The 25,003-nt window shown below is 53.0% G+C and carries 18 protein-coding genes and 2 pseudogenes; 10 read left to right on the top strand and 10 right to left on the bottom strand.

The window, feature by feature from the left end:
• Positions 1–103 precede the first annotated feature (103 nt).
• A complete protein-coding gene (gene csiE, locus ABLV52_RS18140; protein ID WP_348890719.1) occupies positions 104–1,381 on the top strand; it encodes a stationary phase inducible protein CsiE in 1,278 nt (425 codons plus the stop codon).
• Here csiE and ABLV52_RS18135 read toward each other — a convergent pair.
• The 4 genes from ABLV52_RS18135 to ABLV52_RS18120 form a co-directional block, all read right to left on the bottom strand.
• Positions 1,378–2,514, bottom strand: a complete 1,137-nt coding sequence (locus ABLV52_RS18135; protein ID WP_048336304.1) for a 3-phenylpropionate MFS transporter — start codon at positions 2,512–2,514, stop codon at positions 1,378–1,380. The genes csiE and ABLV52_RS18135 overlap by 4 nt on opposite strands.
• Positions 2,515–2,591: 77 nt before the next feature.
• A complete protein-coding gene (locus ABLV52_RS18130) occupies positions 2,592–3,428 on the bottom strand; it encodes an aldose 1-epimerase (RefSeq protein WP_032453727.1) in 837 nt (278 codons plus the stop codon).
• Positions 3,428–4,864, bottom strand: coding sequence for a sugar porter family MFS transporter (locus ABLV52_RS18125; protein ID WP_348890718.1), 1,437 nt, complete (start codon positions 4,862–4,864; stop codon positions 3,428–3,430). Before ABLV52_RS18125 ends, ABLV52_RS18130 begins: the two co-directional genes overlap by 1 nt.
• A 69-nt stretch (positions 4,865–4,933) precedes the next feature.
• Positions 4,934–8,200, bottom strand: coding sequence for a DUF5107 domain-containing protein (locus ABLV52_RS18120; protein WP_348890717.1), 3,267 nt, complete (start codon positions 8,198–8,200; stop codon positions 4,934–4,936).
• Positions 8,201–8,315: 115 nt separating this feature from the next.
• On the opposite strand from ABLV52_RS18120, the gene ABLV52_RS18115 reads away from it, so the two are divergent.
• From ABLV52_RS18115 to ABLV52_RS18090, 6 genes are all read left to right on the top strand, one after another.
• The gene (locus tag ABLV52_RS18115) at positions 8,316–9,512 is read left to right on the top strand and encodes an ROK family transcriptional regulator (protein ID WP_049013886.1); all 1,197 of its coding nucleotides are present in this window, start codon (positions 8,316–8,318) and stop codon (positions 9,510–9,512) included.
• 249 nt (positions 9,513–9,761) lie between these two features.
• On the top strand, positions 9,762–10,994 hold the full coding sequence (locus ABLV52_RS18110; protein WP_064162342.1) for an oligosaccharide MFS transporter: 1,233 nt from the start codon (positions 9,762–9,764) through the stop codon (positions 10,992–10,994).
• Between the two features lie 33 nt (positions 10,995–11,027).
• Positions 11,028–13,223 carry a beta-galactosidase gene (locus ABLV52_RS18105; protein WP_348890716.1) on the top strand — a complete coding sequence of 732 codons (2,196 nt, stop codon included), beginning with the start codon at positions 11,028–11,030 and terminating at the stop codon, positions 13,221–13,223.
• Positions 13,224–13,309: 86 nt separating this feature from the next.
• Positions 13,310–14,380, top strand: a complete 1,071-nt coding sequence (locus tag ABLV52_RS18100) for a porin (RefSeq protein WP_064162340.1) — start codon at positions 13,310–13,312, stop codon at positions 14,378–14,380.
• A gap of 54 nt (positions 14,381–14,434) precedes the next feature.
• Positions 14,435–16,012, top strand: coding sequence for a glycosyl hydrolase 53 family protein (locus tag ABLV52_RS18095; RefSeq protein ID WP_077274032.1), 1,578 nt, complete (start codon positions 14,435–14,437; stop codon positions 16,010–16,012).
• Between the two features lie 83 nt (positions 16,013–16,095).
• The gene (locus tag ABLV52_RS18090) at positions 16,096–16,770 is read left to right on the top strand and encodes a DUF2057 family protein (protein WP_348890715.1); all 675 of its coding nucleotides are present in this window, start codon (positions 16,096–16,098) and stop codon (positions 16,768–16,770) included.
• Positions 16,771–16,841: 71 nt separating this feature from the next.
• On the opposite strand, the pseudogene ABLV52_RS18085 reads toward ABLV52_RS18090, so the two are convergent.
• Positions 16,842–17,017, bottom strand: a pseudogene (locus tag ABLV52_RS18085) (transcriptional regulator); the annotation flags it as partial.
• Between the two features lie 27 nt (positions 17,018–17,044).
• Between ABLV52_RS18085 and ABLV52_RS18080 the strand changes: the two are divergent.
• Positions 17,045–17,230: pseudogene (locus ABLV52_RS18080) on the top strand (oxidoreductase C-terminal domain-containing protein); the annotation flags it as partial.
• A 101-nt stretch (positions 17,231–17,331) separates the two neighbouring features.
• The gene (locus tag ABLV52_RS18075) at positions 17,332–17,754 is read left to right on the top strand and encodes a DoxX family protein (RefSeq protein WP_023290656.1); all 423 of its coding nucleotides are present in this window, start codon (positions 17,332–17,334) and stop codon (positions 17,752–17,754) included.
• A 55-nt stretch (positions 17,755–17,809) separates the two neighbouring features.
• Here the strand turns inward: ABLV52_RS18075 and glyA are convergent, their stop codons facing one another.
• Positions 17,810–19,063, bottom strand: a complete 1,254-nt coding sequence (gene glyA / locus ABLV52_RS18070; protein WP_002914027.1) for a serine hydroxymethyltransferase — start codon at positions 19,061–19,063, stop codon at positions 17,810–17,812.
• A 325-nt stretch (positions 19,064–19,388) separates the two neighbouring features.
• Here glyA and hmpA point away from each other — a divergent pair, with 325 nt between their 5' ends.
• Positions 19,389–20,579 (top strand): NO-inducible flavohemoprotein, encoded by a 1,191-nt coding sequence (gene hmpA, locus ABLV52_RS18065; protein WP_048298024.1) that lies wholly within the window; start codon positions 19,389–19,391, stop codon positions 20,577–20,579.
• A gap of 74 nt (positions 20,580–20,653) precedes the next feature.
• Here hmpA and glnB read toward each other — a convergent pair whose 3' ends face one another.
• The 4 genes from glnB to ABLV52_RS18045 all read right to left on the bottom strand — a co-directional run bounded on the left by glnB (position 20,654) and on the right by ABLV52_RS18045 (position 24,519).
• Positions 20,654–20,992, bottom strand: coding sequence for a nitrogen regulatory protein P-II (gene glnB, locus ABLV52_RS18060; protein WP_002914032.1), 339 nt, complete (start codon positions 20,990–20,992; stop codon positions 20,654–20,656).
• Positions 20,993–21,057: 65 nt separating this feature from the next.
• A complete protein-coding gene (gene glrR / locus ABLV52_RS18055) occupies positions 21,058–22,395 on the bottom strand; it encodes a two-component system response regulator GlrR (protein WP_023290658.1) in 1,338 nt (445 codons plus the stop codon).
• Entirely contained in the window at positions 22,382–23,068 is a 687-nt protein-coding gene (qseG, locus tag ABLV52_RS18050; protein WP_049013880.1) for a two-component system QseEF-associated lipoprotein QseG, read from the bottom strand. The genes glrR and qseG overlap by 14 nt, the downstream gene beginning before the upstream one ends.
• A gap of 29 nt (positions 23,069–23,097) precedes the next feature.
• The gene (locus tag ABLV52_RS18045; RefSeq protein WP_348890743.1) at positions 23,098–24,519 is read right to left on the bottom strand and encodes a HAMP domain-containing sensor histidine kinase; all 1,422 of its coding nucleotides are present in this window, start codon (positions 24,517–24,519) and stop codon (positions 23,098–23,100) included.
• Positions 24,520–25,003 lie beyond the last annotated feature (484 nt).

Genomic DNA, 25,003 nt, shown 5'->3' with positions numbered 1-25,003 from the left:
CTGTGAACTTCGCCAGCAATCCTGAGCTAAAGCGGGCGCACTTCCCTGCCCCCGCCGCTGTCATTGTCTATTCTTAGCGGAAACCCTAACTGGAACTTACCAGATGATGACCGTCATTGAACCACCATCTGCGCTTTCCAGTCCACAGCGCCGTAGCCAGGTGCTCCTGATGTTTTATCTGCCCGGACAGTCGGTAACGACTGAACGGCTTGGCAGAATCAACCTCGTTGATGAGACCACGGCCCGGCAGGATATTGAGGAGACCGGACGCGAAATTCAGCGTTACCACCGCCTGACCCTTCGGTCACAGGTGGACGGCAGCTATCGGATTGAAGGCGCCGCGCTCGACCAACGTTTATGCCTGCTGCATGCGCTGCGGCGGGGCCTGCGCCTGTGCCCGCAGTTCGTTAACCATCATTTTATCCCGGCGCTGAAAACGCAGCTTAAACAGGAAGGCATCGCCCGTACCCTGTACGATGATACTAACCTGCAGGCGCTGGTGAACCGCTGCGCGCGAGCGCTCAATCGCCAGTTCGACTGCCGGGACGTTCAGTTTCTGCGCCTGTACCTGCAGTACTGTCTGCTTGAGCATCACCGGGGATATTCACCCGACTTCAATGATGAACAGCAACGCTGGGCGCAGACCGCCGCCGAATTCACCCTGGCGCAGGAGATTGTCCGCCACTGGCAGCGTCGGGTCGGCGCGACGCCGCATGTCGGAGAGCCTTTTTTCCTCTCGCTGCTGTTTATGATGCTCAAAACCCCCGATCCGCTTCGCGATGGTCACCCGCAGGATCGACGCCTGCGGCTGGCTATTTCCGGCCTGATCCACCGCTTCCAGATGCTCGCCGGCAGGTCGTTCAGTGACGAGCAGGGGCTGAGCGATCAGCTTTATATTCACTTGTCGCAGGCGTTGATCCGCAGCGTGTTTGCTATCGGCATCGATAACACGCTCACAGAGGAAGTGAGCCGGCTCTATCCTCGCTTACTGCGCACCACCCAGGCGGCATTGAGCGAATTCGAGGAGGCCTGGCACGTCCGTTTTAATGAGGAAGAGACCGGCTTAATCGCGGTGATCTTTGGCGCCTGGCTGATGCAGAAAAGCGACCTGCATGAGAAGCAGGTCCTGCTGCTGACCGATGATAATCCGGATATGGAGGCGGCCCTGGAGCAGCAGTTGCGCGAACTGACGCTGCTGCCGCTGAACATCAAATACCAGAGCGTAGAGCGCTTTCAGAAAGAGGGGGCGCCCAAAGGGGTGACGCTTATCGTCACCCCCTATGCGACGGCGCTGCCGCTGTTTTCACCGCCGCTGATCCACGCGGAGAACTGCTTCACTGAACGCCAGCAGCAGCATATCTGCGCGATGCTCGAAGACTAGGCCGCCACCGTTTTTGGCCGGATAGCCAGCGCCGGGATGGTCAGCAGCGCCATCACCCAGAACACGCCCTGGTGCAGGTGCTGGTAGAGGAAGCCGGCGAAGACGGTCATGATGGCAATACTGCCGCCCATCGCCACCGCGGAGTAGACGGCCTGCAGGCGGATCACTTCGCTGCCCTGGCGGGCGGCGATATAGCGCATCGCCGCCAGATGACACACCGTAAAGGTGCCGCAGTGAAGGATCTGCGCGAGGATAAGCCCCGGCAGCGCCGTGGTCCAGCCCATCAGCGTCCAGCGGACCAGCCCGCACAGGGCAGAGAGCAGCAGCAGATCCCGCGCGCTGAAGCGGCGGAACACCTTTTTACTCAGCGCGAAGATCACCACTTCCGCCACCACGCCTAGCGACCACAAATAGCCCACCGCCGAGGCCGAATAGCCTGCCTGCTGCCAGTAAATGGCGCTAAAGCCGTAGTAGGCGGCGTGCGCCCCCTGCAGCAGGCAAACGCAGGCGAGAAAGCGCCAGCTCTGGCGCACCAGCGTCAGCCAGGCCGCCAGTCCGGCCCCCTGCTGCTGGCGCGACGCCCCCTCGGGCATCACCGACGGTTTCAGCAGCATGCCGAGCAGCATCGAGGCGACGCCCAGGCTGAGCATCAGCAGGATCGCCCGGTAATCAAACAGGCTCACCAGCTTGCCGGTCAGCGCCGAACCAATCACAAAGGCGATGGAGCCCCATAGCCGCACCCGGCCATAGTCCATGGTGATTTGCTTTTGCCAGGTATTGGCCAGGGCATCCGTCAGCGGCACCAGCGGCGAAAAGAACAGGTTGAAGCCCACAATGATCGCCAGCAGCCATGCGACGTGGCTGCCGGCCCAGAAGGCCAGCGCGAAGAGCAAGGTTAACAGCGCCAGCACGCGCAGCGCGGCGATCAGCCGGGAGGGGTCGCTCACCCGCGGGGCGATCAGCAGGCTACCGAGAAAACGGGCTACCAGACCGGCGCCGAGCAAGATGCCGATGGTTTCCGGGGTCAGTCCGTTACCGGCCAGCCAGACGCTCCAGAAGGGCAGAAAAATACCGTAGCTAAAAAAGTAGGTGAAGTAACTGAGCGCCAGCCAGCGCGTGGAGTGCAAGACCATGATTCCCTCCCGAATGGAGGCGACAGTCTGGCGATAAAGCGGGGCGGGTGCAAGAGGCCCTCGCCCCAAAAATGGCGCTATCCGCGCCCCTGAACGTCTATTGTTAGCGAAAAGTTCAGCGTATCTCCAGTGCCCAAAACCCGCAGCCCCGGTTGGCCGTCCATGTTATGGGCGTTTACCGGGTGAGTTTGCGGCTCGAGGCAAAGGAACGGTTCATCCTGCATTCTGAAAAGCATCAACCACGGAGTTTGCGAAAGAATTGTGACATCCATCACATCACTAATCACCCTCGCCCGCCCGCTCCAGCCGGAATAGCCGACGTTTAGCCAGCGATCCTCACCGTACTGCGGGTGGCTGAAATCGGCATAGCCGGGAAGATGGCTTTGCCAGTCCAGCGGCAGGTGCTGTTCCCCTTCCGGCCAGTAGCCACTGGCGGCAAACTGCGCCGTGCTGCGCTTATCAAAGGAGAAAAAGGGATGAAAACCGCCGCCGTAGGGCATAGGCGTACTACCGCAGTGGGTAAGCATCAGCGACGCTATCAGTTGGTTACCCTGCAACTGATAGCGGATCTGCGCCAGGTAATCGAAACCGCAGACATGCTGCCGACGTAGCTGTAACACGCAAAAATCGCCCCCGCGCGCAATGATATCCCAACGCTGCAGCCAACCGTCGCCGTGGAGAAAAAAATGCGCGTCGGCGTGGTGACGTGGCAGGACTATCTCGCGTCCCTGAAAAATAAAGCGATTTCCGGCAACGCGATTGGCCATCGGCAGCATCGGAAACATGCCGCCGGCGGGATTTTCATATAGCACCGGCGCCTGATAGTGCCGCGAGAATAAACTTTGCACTTTGCCGCCCAGAGAAGAGACGCACATCCGCAGATGCGCGTTCTCCAGAATCCACGCTTCCGCCATTAGCGCATCTGCTCCTGCTTCGCCGCATTAACGCCCGTATGGCGTTGCGCCAGCTGTTCTTCCAGGGCTTCGAGAGTGATCCCCTTTGTTTCCGGCACGTTGCGCAGGATATAGAGATAGCCGGCGGCGCAAATAACACCATACAGCAGGAAGCTGCCCGCCGCGCCCAGACCGGCATTAAGCAGCGGGAAAGTGTAGGTTAACAAGAAACAGGCAATCCACAGCGCCAGGGTACCTAAAGACATGGCGAGTCCGCGAACGCGGTTGGGGAAGATTTCCGCCAGCAGCACCCAGGTGACCGGCGCCAGGGTCAAAGCGTAAATGGCAATCGCCGCCAGCACCAACAACAGTACCGGCCAGCCCATAATGCCCATGGCGTAAGCGCCGGCAATCAGCACATAGATCAGCGTCAATCCGAAAGCGCCGAGCAGCATCAGTTTACGGCGGCCGATCTTATCCACCAGCGGCAGCGCGGCGAGGGTAAACACCAGGTTGACGATCCCTGTTGCGACGATCGATTTCAGCGTGCTGTTAATATCGAATCCCGCCGAGGCAAAAATCTCCTGTGCGTAGTTAAAGATGACGTTAATTCCGCACCACTGCTGGAAGACAGCGAGGACCATGCCGATGATAACGATCGGTTTTACCTGCGGAGCCAGCAGCGCGCTATAGGAGATTTTGTGGTTATCATTTTCCAGCGTGTGCGCGATATCGCGTAATATTTTGTCTGCATAGTCGGCGGAACCAATGCGTTCCAGCGCGGCGCGGGCGCGCTCGGGCTTCCCGGCCTTCATGAGCCAGCGCGGCGATTCGGGAACAAAGAACATTAGTATCAGAAACGCCAGCGCCGGCACCAGTTCTGCGCCGAACATCCAGCGCCAGCCCATCTGCCCGTTCCAGGTTTCGACAATCATTTGCTGTGTCGCTCCCGTCGCCACGGGTTCCGCAATCATCAGGTTGATAAGCTGAGCGGCCAGCACGCCAATCACGATAGTGAGCTGGTTTATCGCAACAAAGCGCCCTCTTTTTTCTGCCGGGCTGACTTCGGCAATGTAAAGCGGGCTGAGAGCGGAAGCCAGACCAATCCCCACGCCGCCCACAATGCGGTAAATCACAAACATATCGAAACTGCTGGCGACCGCCGTCCCCCACGCCGAGGCGCTGAACAGCACGGCGGACAGTATTAAGGGCCGCTTGCGCCCGAGTTTATCGGCGCACCATCCCGAGATTAATGCGCCGAAAACGCAGCCCGCCAACGCCGAACTCATCGCCCAGCCGGACTGTGCCGGATCGGTAATAGAAAACCAGGCTTCATAAAATGGCTTTGCGCCGCCAATGACTACCCAGTCATAGCCAAACAGTAAACCACCGCAGGCGGCGACCAGACAGATAGTCCAGACGTAGCCCATTTTGAGATGTGTCTGCGCATTATTCATAATGATTCCTCTATAAGGGAAACGCAGGGAACAGTAGGGTTCAGGCGGGCCAGGCCCGCCCATTGAGGTTCAGGAAAAAATGCCGCTTTGCAGGGCATGACGAATCAGATGCGCCTTATCGTGAGCCGGGTTCAGCTGCAGAAGCCGCTGCATCGCCTGCTGGCTGGCGGATACATTCCCCAGCCCCAGATGGCCCAGCGCTTCAATAAACAAGCAGTGCTGCTGATGTTGCTGCTCCGGGCTGACGTCCAGCGCCACCAGATCCGGCAGCGATACGGCAAAGAAGTCCGTTTCCGGCACGCAGTCACGCTGTTGTTCTACCCAGTCGAGGAAGCTGTGGAAATGCGCATCCGCTTCAGAAGACTGACCGTTTGCCCGCATCGCCATACCCTGCCAGAACAAATAGTCAGCGGGCTGGTCATTGTAGTAACGCCCGGCGCTCAGGCCGTAATCCCCCAGCAGCGCCCGCGACAGCGCCTGAACGGCCAGCGCGTCTTCGCCTCGCATTTGATGGCAGTGCGCCAGCAGATACCAGATGTCGTTATCGGTCTGCCCCGGCAAGCGCCCTTCCCCCAGGTTCAGCGGATAGCGTAGCCCCTGCTGTAGTAATTCTATCGCCAGGCCGCTATCGCCCAGGGACATCGCCGTCAGCGCACGATGGATTTGGTTAAGCAGATACTGCCCCGTTACCTTCCCTTCCCCGCCCTCCCAAGGATGGAAATCGCGTTCGCGCAGCACCTGCGCCGCCTCGGCATATTCCCCAACGCCATTCCACAGGCTGAGCAACTCGGCAGTGAGATCGTCACGCTTGAGCACCACTTCGCGACGCGGCGTCAGTAACGCCAGCCGCGCTTCCCGACTCTGGCCCTGCTGTTTGTTGAGATAATCCAGCTCAAATAAGAAGCGGGCGTTGTCTGGCTCCAGTGCCACCGCTTGTTGTAAATAGCGGCTCGCCAGTTGGGCGTTATGCTGTTTATTCCAGGCGTAGATCCCCAACAACCGGTGCACGGGCGCAAAGTCGGGCTGTTGCGCCAGCGTCTGCTGCCAGCAGGCAATGGCATCATCATAGCGACGTTTGCTGTACCAGAAGCAACCGAGCAGATAACAGGCAAAGGCGTCCTGTTGCAGAGATTGCAGCATCACTACTTCATCGAGCGTATTGGGGAAGCGGACGCATTTGGCAAAACTGCGCTGGGCATTAAGTAGATATGACTGCGGGTTGTCGCTGAGCGAAGCCTGCCAAAGCAGCGGCAATGTTTCCTGACAGTCCAGCAGCGCCAGCAGTTCGCTAGCCGCCTGCTTTTTACCCAGCGATACCAGCCACCCCGCCAGCGTACTGGCGTTAATACCTCGTCCCCCGGTCACCTGACGCAATGCGTCGCCCGACGCCTCATCGCCGCTAATGGCCCAACGCGCATAGTGCAACACATAGCTCAGCGGGTGCGTTTTCAACGCCAGGTCAATGTAGGTCAACGCCGTCTGTTGACTCTGCGTTGTTGCAAGCGCCAGCGCTTTCAACCCCATCGCGAGGTTATTACTGCCATTAAACTGCAGGCTGAGTTCAACCTTTGCCAGCGCGTCAGCCTCATCGCCGCGCACCATCGCCAGCCGCGCCAACGAATAAAACGCCGCATCGCGGCAGTTGCCGCTCCAGCTTGCCTTATAGTAGCTATCCCATGCTTTGCTCACTTCGCCCTGACGCTCGAAAGCCGCCCCCAGCAGTAGACTAGCTTCTCCATCGCGTGGGTTCTTGTTCAGTCGATGTGCACGAGCCAGCGCCAATTCAGCACAGCGCTGCGCCATCAGCCAGTCGGCACGGTTCAGCGCCAGATTGCCCAGCGCCACGTTATTGCGATAGTCCTCCGGGTCCAGTTCAATGGCCCTACGGTAATAATCCTCGGCGTAACGGCTGGCGTGGTTGTACTGCTCAATATGCTGGCCGATGAAATAAAGTTCTTCAGGGTTATGCAATTCGTGTGGCTGCTTTGGCGCGCTGGCGGCGTTGGGCAGCGGCGTCGCTTCGGGAATGTGCTCCTCATACTGCAGCAGCGGCGTACCATCGCTGGCTAACACCGCCATGGTCAGGCGCTGCGGCCACCCCTCCGCCAGCGTCTCCTGCCAGCTTTCGCCCGGCTCCAGCGTCACCTGCGTACGCCACAGCGTTTGCTCGCCATCGCGAATTTCCACCCGCACGTCGTGCAGCGGCGCAACGGCATACAGCCCCAGCGCCAGCTGCGACGCCTGACGTTCAAGACGCATCACCAGCCGGGTACTGGCGTTCTGCACCGACGATAGCTCACTGTAGGGGAGAAAATTCTGTACAAAAACCTTCTCTTCATACGGTGCAAGCCAGGTGAAGTCCGGCTGGTTATCGGTGTACACCCCGGTCATCAGCTCAATGTAAGGGCCGTTTTCGTCGGTCAACTGACGATCCCAAGCCTGACCAAACTCGCCGTGCCCCCATGACCACTGTTTTTTTCCGGGCGAGATGTGATGATCCGCCACGTGCAGCAAGCCACCGCGCTCGCCGTGATGCCAGGCGCCGACAAAATCATATTCTGACTTTTCCGCCATGTAGGAAGTGGGGACTGGCACATTCTTATAGCGAGAGATATCGACACCCGCGGAATAGTCCACTTTGTAATAGGTACCGGTGGCAATAGGAAATGACGAGACGGCACGTTTACCGTGATCGAACACCGCCGTGACGTCTGGCGGGAATACGCTCTGGTGATCGTCTCCCCCCTTCACCGCTGGGTTTGACCACCACAGGAAATGGCGCGGTGTGGCGTTACCGTTAAACACTTTGCCGGTAATTTCCACGAGCGCCCTGTCCGGGTACAGCGTGAAGCCAGCCATCAACTGTAAGCCGCGCATCGGTTCGACTTCCCCCATCCACACCGTTTGTTCACCCTGTTCACCCTGCGTAATGGTGAAATCAACGGGCATAAAAGTGGTTGGACGATGGTGCTGAGGCCAGTTGAACTCGATACCGCCGGAGATCCAAGGCCCTAATAGCCCAACCAACGCGGGTTTCACCACTTCGTTGTAGTAGACGAAATCGCGCTGTTTGGCCTTGTCATACGCACGATGAATACGGCCGCCGAGTTCCGGTAACAGCATAATTCGAATGAAATCATTCTCCATCCATACTGCCTGATAATCACGCATCTCACGTTCGCCGGTCAGGGTGTCAATCACCCCATAGGGATACACCGCGCCCGACGACCCCTGATACACACGCTTTTCGAGAAACATCGGGTTTGCGTCTTCGTTGCCCGTTGTCCACGTTGGTAACGTAAGGGTCTCCTTCCAGACCTTAACCACTCCGTACATAATCATTCTCCAGTAAACAAAACACAGTGAAATACGATAGGATGGCAGTGTAGAGGAGTTAATTTCCGGTAAATTGCGCAATGCTCACGCATTACAATTAACAAGGTTTAGTAATATGCAGATAGCAGGACTGAATAACCAAACGGTGAGGCAGCACAACCGCCGAGCAATTATGACGCTGATTTGGCGCTATAAGCGTTTGAGTAAATCGCAACTGGCCACGCACACCGGGTTATCTATTCCAGCGATCAGCAAGATCCTCGACGAACTGGTTGGCGAAGGGAAACTCAGCCACTACAGCGAAAACCTCAGCTCGCGTGGGATGAACAGCGGGCACTATCAGATCCCCAAGGAGGGACCGCTGATTCTGTGCATGAACGTCACGCCCACCAGCATTGAAAATCAGCTAATCGATGCGCAAATGACGCCTGTCGGCGAATTTCTCCAGACTCAGATTAACGCCCCCACGCCAGAACACCTGCTTTCAGCCATTGAAGCATTGTGGCGTGAACAGCAAAAAAAATGCCCGGGACGGCGAATCAATCTTGCGCTTGGGGTTCATGGTCAGGTGGATCCTGATACGGGTGTCTCGCAAACAATGCCGCAGGCACCGTGGAAAAAACCAATTGAGATTAAGTACCTGCTGGAGGAACGTCTGGGAGTATCGGTTCGCGTCGATAACGACTGCATCATGCTAGCGCTGGCTGAGAAGTGGCAAAATAGCGGTAATCGTCAGGACTTTTGTATCGTCAATGTCGACTACGGTATTGGTTCATCATTTGTCATCAACGGCCAAATCTACCGCGGGATGCTCAACGGCAGCGGTCAGATTGGGCATACGATTTTCGATCGTGACGGCACTGCCTGCGATTGCGGACGCTACGGCTGTCTGGAAACCGTCGCATCACTCTCGGCGCTAAAAAAACAGGCACGAGTGTGGTTGAAATCACAACCTATATCGTCCGGTTTAGACCCAGAAAATATGACCAGCAGCCAGCTCATCGACGCCTGGCACAACGGCGACGAGCAGGTGGTGCAGTGGGTTGAAGAAGCGGCGAATGCCATTGGGTTAACGCTATATAATCTCCTGAATATTCTAAATATTAACCAAATTTGGTTCTATGGTCGCAGCTGTGAATTCGGCGACAGATGGCTACAGACTATCTATCGGCAGATTGGTTTTACACCTTTTGACCAGGGCGACGCCGTTCGCATGCGTCAAACGCAGATAGGCTTCGGCAATCTGACCCGCCAGCAGCAGATCACCGGCATTGGCTATCTATATGTTGAAGCCGCGTTGGCACACGCCTGATTGACCGGTCATTTTCCATCACCGCATAAAAGACGATTAGTAATCTTTGTTTACTGAAATATAAATCTCGGCGCAAAGTCCGCCAGCACTTGTTGCTCTACGCTACCACTCAGATTCTGGATAAAAACAGATTATGCACTTACATAATCTGTGGATACATCTTTATAGAATAAATAACGTGCATTGTCGTTTGCATGAAAAATACCAGACAAAGCACATTTTAAATATTCGTGTGGGCGAGGCTTTAAGATGAACCTTACAAGCAGGAAAAATTATGTATTGCTAAGTGCCTTTGATTTTTTATACCTTTTTTCATGGTCAGCGACCATGTCATTTTTTGTGATTTGGACCACTCAACACTTAGGTATAAGTGCCACCAACATTGGCATTATCTATTCGATTAATGCCATGATTGCTTTACTGATGCAGCCTATCTTTGGCTATATTTCAGATAAACTAGGCCTCAAGAAAAGGCTGGTATGGTTCTTAATTTTATTACTTTTGCCTGTTGGGCCATTTTTTATCTATGTCTATGCACCATTACTGGTCAATGCCTTTTGGGTCGGGGCGGTGCTTGGCGGTGTGTATCTGGGCATTATATTTAATACTGGCTGCGGTGTTATAGACAGTTATCTTGATAAAGTATCCAGACGGTATGAATTCGAATACGGAAGAGTAAGGATGTGGGGGTCATTAGGTTGGGCATTCGCAACCTGGTTGACCGGTAAATATATCGACTCAAATCCTGACATTCCTTTCTGGATGGGAAGTATAGCCATCCTACTGGCAGGGTTTTGCTTTCTTTTTACCCGCATTGATTTAACCAAGGATGAAGTTAATGCAACGGAATCACTCAAGGTAGTAAACGCGTTAGAATTGCTCAAAAACAAGCAATTTTGGATGTTGATGATTTTCATGCTTTTTGTGAATCAGATATATGATACTTACGATCAGCAGTTCGCCCAATATTTCTCTATGCAATTTACTACTCGAGCAGAAGGCAACCATTGGTTTGGCGTTCTAGGCTCTATTCAGGTGTGCTTCGAAACGGTATTTCTTGCCATAGTTCCGTTTTTCGTTAATCGCATCGGTGCAAAAAAAGCATTAATCCTGGCTGGCACAATCATGACGGCGAGAATTTTAGGTTCTGCGATTGAACTGGGCCCAATCTGGATAGCATCAATGAAAATGGCACATGCCATCGAAAAACCATTAATTGTCGTATCACTCTTCAAGTTTATCGCAGCTAACTTCGATAACAAACTCTCTTCTACAGTATATCTTCTGATGTTATTTTCTGCGTCATTAGCTACCACTATTTACTCACCACTCGCAGGGTATCTCTACGATTCAGTTGGCTTTGTTAACGCTTATATTATCTTTGGTTCTATTGCCGGCACCTTTACGATTTTCTCTTCAATTATGCTAGAAGATAAAGACAAAAAAAGAGTAAAGCCATATTCAGAGTCAACACCAGCATAACAAAAAATAGTTAAAATATATGGAGAATGCATAATGATTTATCATTTTAAGAATGAACAACCCTCTAACTTATTGCGTGGACACCTTAATCTTGGCGGCCATAATGGAAACACTTCACTAGAAGTGACTAATCATTATCTTGAGAAAAATGGCGAGTGCTGGATTCCAATAATGGGAGAAATCCACTACGGGCGTGTTAATCGTGAGATATGGAAAGATGAACTATTGAAGATAAAAGCAGGAGGCATCACCGTCATTGCTGCTTATGTCTTCTGGATTTTCCATGAAGAGGAGGAAGGACAGTTTAACTTCACGGGAAATTATGATTTACGGCACTTCCTCACCCTAATTCAGGAGTGCGGATTAGAGGTTGTTATGCGCATAGGCCCATGGTGCCACGCAGAACTACGAAACGGTGGCTTCCCGGATTGGTTAGTGAAAAAAGGCTGCAGGACACGCACTGATGATCCGGAATACCTAAACTACGTAACACGCTACTGGCGTCAATTGAAAACCCAGATGAGTGGTTTCCTGTTTGAGGAAGGTGGCCCGATTTGCGCCATTCAGTTGGAGAACGAACTGACGGATAACGCAGCCCACATCAAAACGCTAAAAGATCTTGCTCTCGAACTGGGACTAAAGGCACCGATTTATACCGCCACGGGCTGGAATGCGACCTACGGCGCAGCAATTCCTGAACGGGATGTTCTGCCTGTATTTGGTGGATACGCGGATGCCCCCTGGGAAGAGCATACCAGGCAGCTTGAGCCGGTTTCACACTATTTTTTCCTGCCTGCGCGAAATGACCACTCCATCGGAAAAGATCTCATTATCGCCAAAGAGACGGATGATGATGTGTTTCAGATGAAATACGACCTTTATCCTTTTGCAACTTGCGAAATTGGGCCAGGCGTTCAGGTAACGCATCATCGCCGCCCTGTCATTAGCCCAGATGACGCAGCATCACTTGCGATGGTTAAGATTGGTTGTGGCAATAATATGCCGGGATACTACATGTACCGTGGCGGCACCAATCCAATTGGCCAAAAGCATACAATGCAGGAGTCAAAAGCAACGGGTTACCCAAATGATTTGCCCGTACGTAGCTACGACTTCCAGGCGCCTATTGGTGAGTTTGGGCAGATAAATCCACAGTACGGTAAGCTAAAAATTCAGCACCATTTCCTGAACGCCTTTGGTGATTCACTGGGAAAAATGCATCCACAGTTTCAAGCAATAGAACTTGATGGACGCTATGACACACATTCCTTACGCTATGGGTTACGCACAAACGGGCAAAGTGGCTATGTTTTTGTTAATAACTATCAAAGACATAGTAATCTTTCCGCGCATGACGGCGTACAATTTGTCGTTCCGGTTGCCAACGGTACATTGACATTCCCGCACCAGGGTCTGCACGTTCCGTCAGGGAGCTATTTCATTCTACCCTATAACCTGAATATCAGCGGCAATACGCTCGCTTATGCCACGGCTCAGTTGCTATATCAACATGACAACACAGTATTCTTTATGGCTCTGGATGGTATTGATGCTGAATTCACTTGGGCCGATGGTTCGTCTAATAAAGTTCGTGCAGGTCTTGATAGCACTTTTAAACATCAGAGCGAAGGCATTTCCATAAACGTTGTTACATTGACACAGCAACAGGCTGAACAACTGTTTGTCCTCGAAGGAGAGATATTTTATTCACCAGCAGATCTATTCCGGGATGGTGAATATCTTACTGCTTACCGACAAGCTAACAGTGATCTATCCTGGTTTCATTGGAACGGCTCGAAGTTTATTGAACATGAATATCATAAACCTTCACTCACGAACTGTATTGAGTACCACGAAATTACTACTGAGATTCCTGAAACTCTGGGTAGCGAAGAACTCCTATTATCAAAAACCGATCAGATTAAATCCTGGCGGTTAAATATAGATAACATCAACCTAGCCGATAATTCTGATGCATTAATTTGTCTTGACTATATCGGAGACATTGCTCAGCTATATGTTGACGATATTCTTGTTGCCGATGACTTCTATAAAGGAACGACATGGCTCGTCAGCCTTCGACATATAAAACGGTTTGGCAACAACGTCAAACTCATCATATCTAAAAAAACGGAAGACAATATTTACATTGAATCAGAGGAGCGGGCCGGACTGGACTTAAAAGATATTCATCTGGACGTTATTTACGACCATAAATTCAAAATCTAAATTAACAAATTAAAAAATAAAGCTGGTGTTATTAACTCAACGCCAGCTTGCCTAACAATGCCTACTGTATTTTACTGGAGATAAAAGTGAATAAAGCTAAGCTATTAGCCGTTATGATTCCTATTGTCTTATTTATAGATCATGCGCAAGCGATAGAAATTTACAACAAGAATGGAACGAAAGTAGATTTATATGGTGGAATGAATTCTCGTAGAGAGTTCAATAGTGATGGCAATTACGATAAATCACTTGTTGATTTGGGGTTTTATGGGGAGTCAAAGGTCACAAGTGATATTACTGGCTACGGATTCTGGCAATACCGTATTACCGGCGGTGAAAATGAATGGAGCTCAAATGGTGGAGTCCGACAACAATTTGCTGGCCTAAAAATGGTTAATGTTGGCTCACTGGATTATGGGCGAAACTATGGCGTTTTATACGATGTTGAACGCTATACCGATATCGCGCCTTACTTCTCTGGTGATACATGGACAAATGCATCAGACAACTTTATGGTTAGCCGTGGTGATGGCATGCTCACCTATCGGAATGAGGATTTTTTTGGCAAACTTTCTGGCCTTGATTTTGGACTACAGTATCAAGCAAAACGTGAGGGATATGACCCGGATAAAGAAAATGGTGAGGGTTATGGTTATTCTCTAAGTTATCAGATCGCCCAAGGGTTAACCTTGACGGGTGCCTATAGCAATTCTCGTCGCACTCAAAAACAAAACACCCTCGAGTCGGAGGGGGAGAAATATGCTGAAGCGTGGGGGATTGGTGGACTCTATACTTCTGATCATCTATACCTCGCATCGGTCTACTCAGAGACCAGAAATCTTACTCCCATAAATAAATCATGGGCTGATTACAAAACGGCAGACAAAACACAGAACATGGAGTTTGTATTACAGTATCAATTTGATAACGGGTTACGCCCTTCCATTTCATATGTCCAGAGTAAAGTAAAAGATAAAACAGCCGGTAACTTTGACATGGCGGAATATATACAAGCAGGTGTGCTTTATAAACTTACTGCGAACGTACAACTGTGGTTCGATCATCGTTTTAGCCTGGTTAACGAAGATTCAGAACTTGTGAATTATCGCATCATTGATGATGACCGTTCAGCAGCTGGTGTTATCTTCATGTTTTAATCATAACTAAACATATCACACCTTAACTCGGTTATAATTTCGAGAGGATTTATAATGAGAAACAAAAAAACGTCAAAACAAATAGGTTTGTTCATATTCGCAACTGCGCTTCTCAGTTTTCAGGGATGTGTTCAGGCATCATCTACTACTCTGGCAGAAAATGGCTGGACGTCGACAGGCGATGTGAATGCAAGCTATATTGCCTCTAAGGGCCATTATGATAATACCAGTCTCGGGCATAAGTCTGATAGTGCGTATTCTGTTGAATCCTTCCATGTCTTGAAAAACATTAAAGACGGAAAATACTACTTGCGGGCGTATACACAAAGTAGTGGCGGGCAATCAGTGGCCGAAATATTCACCCGGAATTGCGGTGGGGCAGATTCACATACAGCTATTCCTAAAACCGAAGGGAATACAGATCACTGGACTATTGTCGAATCTCAGCAAATCCAGGTATCCGGAGGTAACTGTACGATTGGAGTGAGTTCAAAGGGAAATGCAGGTCAATGGTTACTTGCAGATAATTTTGAATTACTACCGCAACCTCAACCTGGAGTCCCCCCCACCGCTATGCACGTTGGTGGTGATATCACATATCGAAATCTCACTTATTCAGTTGGCGGTAAATGGGCTGACGAGAAAGGGAATGAAAAGGATGTCCTCAGTATTCTTCAGGATAATGCCTTCAATCTCGCGCGGATCCGTATTTATAACAAACCTGGCACACCGGTAGATCTTAACGGTAAGTCTTATCGTTTACAGGAAGGGTTTCAGGACTTGAACGATGCAGTTAAAACGGCCAAAGCAGCAAAAGATCATGGCATGACTCTGTTCCTGTCACTTCATTATAGTGATTTCTGGACTAATCCAGCACAGCAGGCGGTTCCAAAAGATTGGGAAGGTCTTAAAGGTGCCGCGCTACAAAAAGCATTATATAATTTTACCTATAAAGTGATGACGACCCTTAAAGCAAATAACGTTACGCCTGAATATATTTCCATTGGAAATGAAATTAATGATGGTGTTGCTGGGGTAACTCGCGGCGAAGAGTACTACCAACTTTTGCAGAAAGGCTATGAAGCCGTGAAAGCAGTTTCTCCTGAAACGAAAGTTGTCATCCATCTTACCGTCCCTAACCAACAGTTTTATGAGGGATGGATTGATGATGCCAGGAAATATGGTCTCAACTATGACCTTATTGGTGCATCCATGTATCCATTCTGGACCAACATGTCTATTGGTGAAATGGCAAACTTTGTAAACCATATCGCAAAATATTCTGATAAGCATGTAATGATCTGTGAGGTAGGCTATCCATGGACGTTAAAAACACAGTTCGGAGCCGCTGATATTCAATCGCTCATTGTCGCTAACAACCTTGATCCGGATGGGCCAGAAAACTATGGGGCTACGCCTGAAGGACAGTTGAAATATATGAAGGAGTATTTCCGAGCCATGTATAACACAGGCGTTGTAGAAGGCATCTCGTACTGGGATCCCATTGCCATAGATGTTAAGGGAGCTGGATGGGTTGTTGGGGAAACGAGTGCGGTTGAGGATACCAGCTTCTTTGATTATCAGACGCCACATCGTGCGCTTGAAAGCTTAAAAGCATTCTATAGCTATTGATAAAAAAACACTCCCTACTTAACGATGCTACAGGTAGGGAGTTTTACTCAAGAACTTAATAAAAATACCAGTTTGGAGCCATCATGAAAAATATAAAAAAAATCTTTACTGCCGTCCTACTTACCTGTACTACTCCAGTTTTGGCCCAATCAACATTAACTATTCCAGATGAAGTCACTATTTATGTTGTAAATGGTCAGAACTATGATAAAGATCGTTTTATCTTTAGCTCTACAAATGACTTAAAACTTCCTGATGGCGAAAATCAGATCGTATTTAAATTCAGAACTACGGTAAAACAAGGTACCGATGATTTCAGAACTTATGATAGTGACACTGTCATTGCAAAATTCACCATCAATTCAACGCATGCCAGAATGATTATGCCTAACTACTGGACATTCACTGAAGCACAAGATGGGATAAAAAACTTATCCTGGCAAATAAAAACGGACAAGGGCGAACAACTCTCGGTTACACAAGATACGCTTCCTGGAAACGGAATTCAGATCGCACGGGATTATGAAAAAGAAGTCAGAAATTATAATAATCATAACGGTCCCGCTGCAATCAGTTCTCAATCGGCACTATTGACAGGACCGATTGAAGGTAATAATGAAAATGTTCCCAGTAAAAGATATAAAAATGATGATCCGGCGTTACAAGCTACGACATCTGAAATGCTTAAGTATTGGTATCAAAAAGCTGATGACAAAACGAAAAAACAATTTAATGAATACCTTAAATCACAGAAATAATTGATTACAATAGACACATTCAAAAAAATACTACTTTTTGAGTTGTCGTCCGGTATGGGCCGTAGATGCGCTAGCTCAATATAATCATTTAGGGCGGGCTTTAGTTCGCTCTTTTTCCACGCCATTAACAACGCCAGTATCGGTGCTTCGCCTTTAACCCGCCCCCCTGTACGGTATTAAAATTATTCATATAACCGGGTATCAAAGTGCCCCCGCCCCTGCCAATGAGATTCGTTGTCACCAGAATTAAACAGCGCCATCCAACAGGCAGCGGTGGTGTCGGGGAGCGCCCGCCGATCGCAAAGCGATCTGGTTCCAGCTGTCGGACGGCGTGTTAACCGGCGCGGTCACCCTCAATCACGGTCGCGAGATCCGCACGCTGCGCAAGCTCATCCAGAGTGGTCAAGCGGTGAACGCCGAAACGCTATGCGATGAAAGCGTCCCGTTAAAAATGCGGTAATTTCGTTGTTCAGCGGACCGGGGATGTTGCCAGAACTAACGTGGCGGGAAGCAAAAACGTGTATTACGTTTAAAGGACACTTCTCTCATAACGAGCTGATTATGAACACACTCCGCTATTTTGATTTTGGCGCATCCCGCTCTCTGCTACTGCTTATCGCCCGCATCGCCGTGGTAGTTCTGTTTATTCTTTTTGGCTACCCCAAACTGCTGGGCTTTGACGGTACGGTGCAGTACATGGCCGCCTCCGGCGCGCCGATGCCGACCCTGGCGGCGATTATCGCCGTCATTATGGAGGTGCCTGCCGCCATTTTAATTGTGCTGGGCTTTTTCACCCGCCCGCTGGCGGTCATCTTTATCTTCTACACCCTGGGCACCGCGGTGATTGGCCATCACTACTGGGATATGACTGGCGATGCGGTATTGCCGAACATGATTAACTTCTGGAAAAACGTCAGCATCGCCGGCGCTTTCCTGCTGCTGGCGGTAACCGGCCCCGGAGCGATTTCGCTCGACCGCCGCTAATCTCCAGACGCAAAAAAGGCCGCAAACGCGGCCTTTTTGATGTCAACGCTAACGCTTACGCATAAACCGGGAAGCGGGCGCAGATATCCAGGACTTTGCCTTTCACGCGCTCAATGACCGCGTCGTCATTGATATTGTCCAGCACATCACACATCCAGCCAGCCAGCTCTTTGACTTCCGCTTCTTTAAAGCCGCGGCGAGTCACTGCCGGAGAACCGATACGGATACCGGAGGTTACGAACGGGCTCTTCGGATCGTTCGGCACGCTGTTTTTGTTGACGGTGATGTTGGCGCGGCCCAGGGCAGCGTCAGCTTCTTTACCGGTCAGATTTTTATCCACCAGGTCCAGCAGGAACAGATGGTTCTCAGTACCGCCAGACACCACTTTGTAGCCGCGGTTCAGGAACACTTCCACCATTGCTTTGGCGTTTTTCGCAACCTGCTGCTGGTAAACTTTAAACTCTGGCTCCATCGCTTCTTTCAGCGCCACCGCTTTCGCCGCGATAACGTGCATCAGCGGGCCGCCCTGCGCGCTAGGGAATACCGCAGAGTTCAGTTTCTTGTACAGCTCTTCGCTACCGCCTTTCGCCAGGATCAGGCCGCCGCGCGGACCCGCCAGGGTTTTGTGGGTGGTGGTGGTCACGACGTGAGCATGCGGAACCGGGTTCGGATACACGCCAGCGGCAATCAGGCCTGCCACGTGCGCCATATCGACAAACAGGTATGCGCCGATGCTGTCAGCGATTTCACGCATTTTTGCCCAGTCAACGATACCGGAGTAAGCGGAGAAACCACCGATGATCATCTTCGGTTTATGTTCCTGAGCCTGCTTCGCCATGTCGTCATAGTCAATTTTGCCGGACTCATCAATACCGTAAGGGATGATGTTGTACAGTTTGCCGGAGAAGTTAACCGGAGAGCCGTGAGTCAGGTGGCCGCCCTGCGCCAGGTTCATCCCCAGCACGGTATCGCCCGGCTGCAGCAGCGCGGTGTAGACGGCAAAGTTAGCCTGGGAGCCGGAGTGCGGCTGGACGTTAGCATAGTCAGCGCCGAACAGCTCTTTCGCGCGGTCGATAGCCAGCTGCTCAACCACGTCGACATATTCGCAGCCGCCGTAGTAACGCTTGCCCGGATATCCTTCAGCATATTTGTTGGTCAGCTGAGAGCCCTGCGCCTGCATCACGCGCGGACTGGTGTAGTTTTCGGAGGCGATCAGTTCGATGTGCTCTTCCTGACGTACTTTTTCCTGCTCCATAGCCTGCCACAGTTCGGCATCATAATCGGCAATGTTCATTTCACGCTTTAACATCCGCATCTCCTGACTCAGCTAACAATAAAATTTCGGCCTAAAAAGGCGGTCCGATTGGACAACGGCCCACAGTATAACCGAATCATTCTGTGATAACAGGTCTTGACAAAGGATTTTACGCAAACGTTTGGCTCCGCATGACACAAGGCTTTGAGCAATAACGCCTCTCTCAGTATCAACGGATTTCTTTTCAGGATTGTGATGCAAATTCTTCATGTTGTAACTGCAACGGCGGAAAGTGTTAAAGAACCATTTACAACGCAGGGTTATTTCCTTAAGATGCATTTAAAATACATCATTAAAGTAACACACAAGGAAGCACGCTATGCTCGACGCTCAAACCATCGCTACGGTCAAAGCCACCATCCCCCTGCTGGTAGAGACTGGACCAAAATTAACCGCCCATTTCTACGATCGTATGTTTGCGCATAACCCGGAGCTCAAAGAGATCTTCAATATGAGCAACCAGCGCAACGGCGACCAGCGAGAAGCGTTGTTCAACGCCATTGCCGCCTACGCCAGCAATATCGATAACCTGCCCGCCCTGCTGCCGGCGGTGGAAAAAATCGCCCAGAAACACACCAGTTTCCAGATCAAACCGGAGCAGTACAACATCGTGGGCAGCCATCTGCTGGCGACCCTCGATGAAATGTTCAGCCCGGGTCAGGAAGTCCTTGATGCCTGGGGGAAAGCTTACGGCGTGCTGGCGAACGTCTTTATCGGCCGCGAAGCCGAGATCTATCAGCAAAACGCCAGTAAAACCGGCGGCTGGGAAGGGACCCGCGCGTTCCGCATCGTGAAGAAAACCCCGCGCAGCCAGCTTATCACCAGCTTTGAGCTCGAGCCCGTCGACGGCCAGCCGGTCGCCGATTACCAGCCTGGCCAGTATCTGGCCATCTGGCTGAAGCCGGAAGATTTCGAATATCAGGAAATTCGCCAGTACTCCCTGACCCGCAAAGCGGACGGCAAGGGCTACCGCATCGCGGTTAAACGCGAAGAAGGCGGCCAGGTTTCCAGCTGGCTGCATAACCATGCCAGCGAAGGCGATGTGGTCTATCTGGCGGCTCCGGCCGGGGACTTCTTCCTTAACGTTGAACCGCAGACGCCGGTCACTCTGCTCTCCGGCGGCGTCGGGCAAACGCCGATGCTGGCGATGCTGGATGCGCTGGCGAAGAGCCGCCATCAGGGTCAGGTGAACTGGTTCCATGCGGCAGAGAACGGCGACGTGCACGCCTTCGCGGACGAAGTTAAAACGCTGGGTGAAACCCTGCCGAAGTTTACATCTCACGTCTGGTATCGCAGCCCGAGCGAAGCGGACCGTGAATCCGGCGCGTTTGATAGCGAAGGTTTGATGGATTTAACGGCCCTGGCCGGCAAGATCGGCGACCCGCAAATGCAGTTCTATCTCTGCGGCCCGGTGGCGTTTATGCAGTTTGCCGCGAAGCAGCTGGTAGATCTGGGCGTGAGCAGCGGCAACATTCATTACGAATGCTTCGGGCCGCATAAGGTGCTGTAAGCCCCGACGACGCGGGGATTTGTAGGCCGGGTAAGCGCAGCGCCACCCGGCAATACTACAGCGAGCGGCGAGCGTTAAATCGCCGCGTCGTCTTCTTCGCCGGTACGGATACGAATCACGCGCGCGACATCAAAGACAAAGATTTTACCGTCACCGATTTTGCCGGTCTGCGCGGTACGGATGATGGTATCCACACAGGTATCGACGATATCGTCGGTCACCACGATTTCAATTTTCACTTTCGGCAGAAAATCCACCATATACTCCGCGCCGCGGTAGAGTTCGGTGTGCCCTTTCTGGCGGCCAAAGCCTTTCACTTCCGTTACCGTCATCCCGGTGATGCCGACTTCGGCCAGCGCTTCACGCACGTCATCCAGTTTGAAAGGTTTAATAATCGCATCAATCTTTTTCATGGTGTTCCTGTCTTAGTCGCGTAACCGGTTGCTTACCGTATCATAACTTGCGCTATGTTGCGGAGCTACTCTTTAAAGTCGTTGGCGTCGAGCTCATGGCGCGACAGCAGCTTATAGAATTCAGTGCGGTTGCGTCCAGCCATCCGCGCGGCATGGGTGACGTTGCCCCTGGTAATCTGCAGCAGCTTGCGCAGGTAGTTCAGCTCAAACTGATTGCGCGCCTCCACGAAGGTCGGCAGGGCGGTGTTCTCGCCCTCCAGCGCCTGCTCCACCAGCGCATCGCCGATCACCGGCGACGAGGTCAGGGCCACGCACTGCTCTATCACGTTCACCAGCTGGCGCACATTGCCCGGCCAGTTGGCGGCCATCAGCCGCTTCATCGCATCGCTGGAAAACGCCCGCACGAACGGCTTATGGCGATCGGCGGACTGACGCAGCAGATGGTTGGCCAACAGCGGAATATCTTCCGTGCGTTCGGAGAGCGGCGGGATCTTCAGGTTAACCACATTGAGGCGATAGAACAGATCTTCGCGAAACTCGCCGCGAGCCATCGCCTTCGGCAGGTCGCGGTGGGTGGCGGAGATGATCCGCACGTTGATCTCGATATCGCGGTTGCTGCCGAGCGGGCGTACCTTACGCTCCTGCAGGACGCGCAGCAGCTTCACCTGCAGGGCGACCGGCATATCGCCAATCTCATCGAGAAACAGCGTACCGCCTTCGGCGGCCTGGAATAACCCTTCGCGGTTGCTGACCGCGCCGGTAAAGGCGCCCCGCGCATGGCCGAACAGTTCGGACTCGAGCAGCTGTTCCGGCAGCGCGCCGCAGTTAATCGCCACGAACGGCTTGTCATGACGCGGGCTGGCGTTGTGGATCGCCTGGGCGACTATCTCCTTCCCGGTCCCGCTCTGGCCGTTAATCAGCACGCTAACGTCGGACTGCGCCACCATCCCGGCCTGCTCGAGCAGGCGCAGCATCAGCGGGCTGCGGGTGACAATGGCCTGACGCCAGGCTTCGTCGGTGGCTGGCGAGCGCTGCTCCAGCGCCTCATCAATGGCTTGATACAAGGCGTCTTTATCAACCGGCTTAGTCAGGAAGCTGAAGACGCCCTGCTGGGTGGCCGCCACCGCGTCGGGGATCGAGCCATGGGCGGTGAGAATGATCACCGGCATGCCGGGCTGCCCCTTCTGGATCTCACTGAACAGCTGCAGACCGTCCATTTCATCCATCCGCAGATCGCTAATCACCAGATCCACCTTCTCACGCCCCAGCACGCGCAGCGCTTCCGGGCCGCTCTCGGCGGTGACCACGCTATAGCCTTCGCTGACCAGGCGCATGCCCAGCAGCTTCAGCAGCCCCGGATCGTCATCCACCAGCAGCAAACGCGCCGGTTTACGGATCGTCATGGATCACCTCCGGCACTTTTTCGCTGCCGAAATTGCCGCCCGGCTTGCGGCTGGAGAGCTGGCGTTCAATATCCGTCAGATTCTCCAGCTTACGGGTGGTCAACTCCAGCTGTTCGCGCAGCGACTGCTCCTGCTGGCGCAACGTCTCCAGCTCGCTATCGCTGGACTGCTGAAGCTTCGCGTAGCGGGCTCGCTCCTCCACCAGCTGCAGCTGACGGGTCTGCCCGTCGCGCCAGAGCTGATACAGCGGGCGGACCTGAACGGCGATTTGCGGGCTGAAGGTGTCGAGACGCGCCACCAGCTCGCGGCGCTCGTCAGGGGTAATTTTGGCATCGGCAAGCAGAATGCCGCGGCGGAACGCGTCCTGCCAGCTGTCGTCGGTATGGCGTTTCGCCTCCGCTCGCGCCTGCGCCGGCGCGAGACGATCGGCGCAGTCAATGCCCCGCAGCCAGTAGAGGGGGTTTTTGTCGCTGGCATCGCTGCTGTGCGCCCAGATATCGGCGCAGTCCACCGCGACAAAATCGGCCACCTGATGCTGCGCCTGCCCGGGGGCGGCGGCACCTTCCGCACTATGCGGCGAGAAGCCGGCGGAACACCCCGCCAGCGTCAGACAAGCAATGCCTGAGAGCAGCCATCCGCTAAGGGAACGGCGCCAGGCCAGGAATTGGGACATAGTTCCCCGATATCGATTCATTAGTTGGATTATTCCGGCGCTGAGGGAAGCGTAATGCGAAAACAGACCTGCCCGGCGGGGGCGTCAACCAGACTGAGCTCCCCTTGCATCTGACGGACGCAGTCGCGGGCGATGCTTAACCCCAGTCCACTGCCTTTTACGGCCCCTTTACGCTGGTGACTCCCCTGGTAAAAGGGCTCAAAAATCATATTCTTTTCCGCGGCCGGGATCGGTTCGCCGCTGTTGGCGACATCAATACGCACCTGCTCTCCGTGCCGGTAGCTATGGATACGAATGTTACCGGATTCAGCGCCATAGTGCACCGCATTGGAGTAGAGATTATCCATTACGCTTATCAATAGCGCAGGCTCTGCCAGACAATGCCGCGCCCGCAGCGCCAGCTCGGTATGCATCAGTTTAGCCCGCGCGGGCAAACTGTGCGCCGCCACGACGTTTTCCACCAGCTCCACCAGGTCCACTTCTTCCCGGGCTACCGGGCCGTCGGCCTGTTTGCGGTTGTAGTCCAGCAGCTGTTCAATCAGCTTTTGCAGGTTGCGGCTGCTGCTGTCGAGGATCTCGACGATCTCCTGCTGCTCCGGCGTCAGCGGCCCGGCGACACGGTCGGCCAACAGCTCGGTGCCTTCACGCATACTGGCCAGCGGGGTTTTCAGCTCATGCGACAGATGGCGAAGAAACTGATGCCGCTGCGACTCCAGCCATGCCAGGCGCTCGCTGAGCCAGATAATGCGCTTGCCCACCGAGCGCAGCTCGCGCGGGCCGGTAAACAATGCCGCGTCGTCCAGCGACTTCCCTGCCCCCAGCTGGTTGATCATTCTTTCGATGCCTTTCACCGGGCCGATGATCATGCGGGTAAAAAGCAGCACCAGCGCCAGGCTCAGCAGAAACAGCACCAGCGCCTGCCAGCCGAAAAACTGGCCGCGCTCGGCAATCTCCTGCTGCAGCTGCTGGCCGCGGGAATAGACCACCGCCCGGGTCGCCTGGACCATGTCGCTGTTATTACTGGCGAACAGTTCCAGTCTGGCGGCTGCCTGGGCGTCGGGGCCGCTGTTGTTACACTGCAGCTGCGCCAGATCGCTGACATCCTGGCGCAGCGCCTGCCAGAGCTTCTCGTCCGGCAGCACGCCGGCGTGCGCGTCCAGCATCTGGCTGTAGCGCTGCCGCTGGTTTTGATAGACGCGCGCCAGCGTCGGATCGTCCAGCACGCAGTACTGGCGATAGCTGCGCTCCATCTCCAGCGCGGCATTGATCATCGCCTCGCTGCGGCGGGCATCGACCAGCGTAGTGCGGTTGATATGCGCCGCCTGGGCGCTGAGGGCATTGAGGCTCTGCCAGGCCTGCCAGGCCAGCACCAGCAACGGCAGCAGGATCAGCACAAAGGAGAGCGTCACCAGCTGACGCAGCGAACGGGGAAAAAGAGAGAGTCGCTTCAAGGGTGTGGTCTCAATCATTAGCTCTGGTCGATGCTAACTGAGGAGCGCGGCGGAGAAAAGCGATACCCGTCGCCACGGCGCCGCAGAAACAACAAAGCCAGGCGCAAGGCCTGGCTTTGTTGAGAAATGAGGCGGTGCCTTACTCGACGTTTCGCCCGATGTCTGATAAAGCCAGGCTGTTATCAGGAGTTGGACGGCAGGCACCTGTTTGTGCGTCATTCGAAGTTTATGTAGCGCGTCCCGAAGGGGCTGACATAAGAAGGTGAATGAGCCACTGGTTAATATTATGCATGAACTATGCCATCTTTCAAAACATTTTATTAACACGTTGATATATATGACTTTCACCATAAAATCCAACCATTCCAGCGCTGTATACTTTTTATCCATGATGTCGCCGATTAGCGACACTAAATATGCCCCAGGTTACTCATCATTTAAATCAACAACTTAAGTGTCGCCTTTTGGCGACACTGCAATATGC

It is taken from the genome of Klebsiella sp. GB_Kp056 (genome assembly GCF_040064755.1).
Taxonomy (GTDB): domain Bacteria; phylum Pseudomonadota; class Gammaproteobacteria; order Enterobacterales; family Enterobacteriaceae; genus Klebsiella; species Klebsiella quasipneumoniae.
This window is presented reverse-complemented; position numbering and strand designations above follow the sequence as displayed.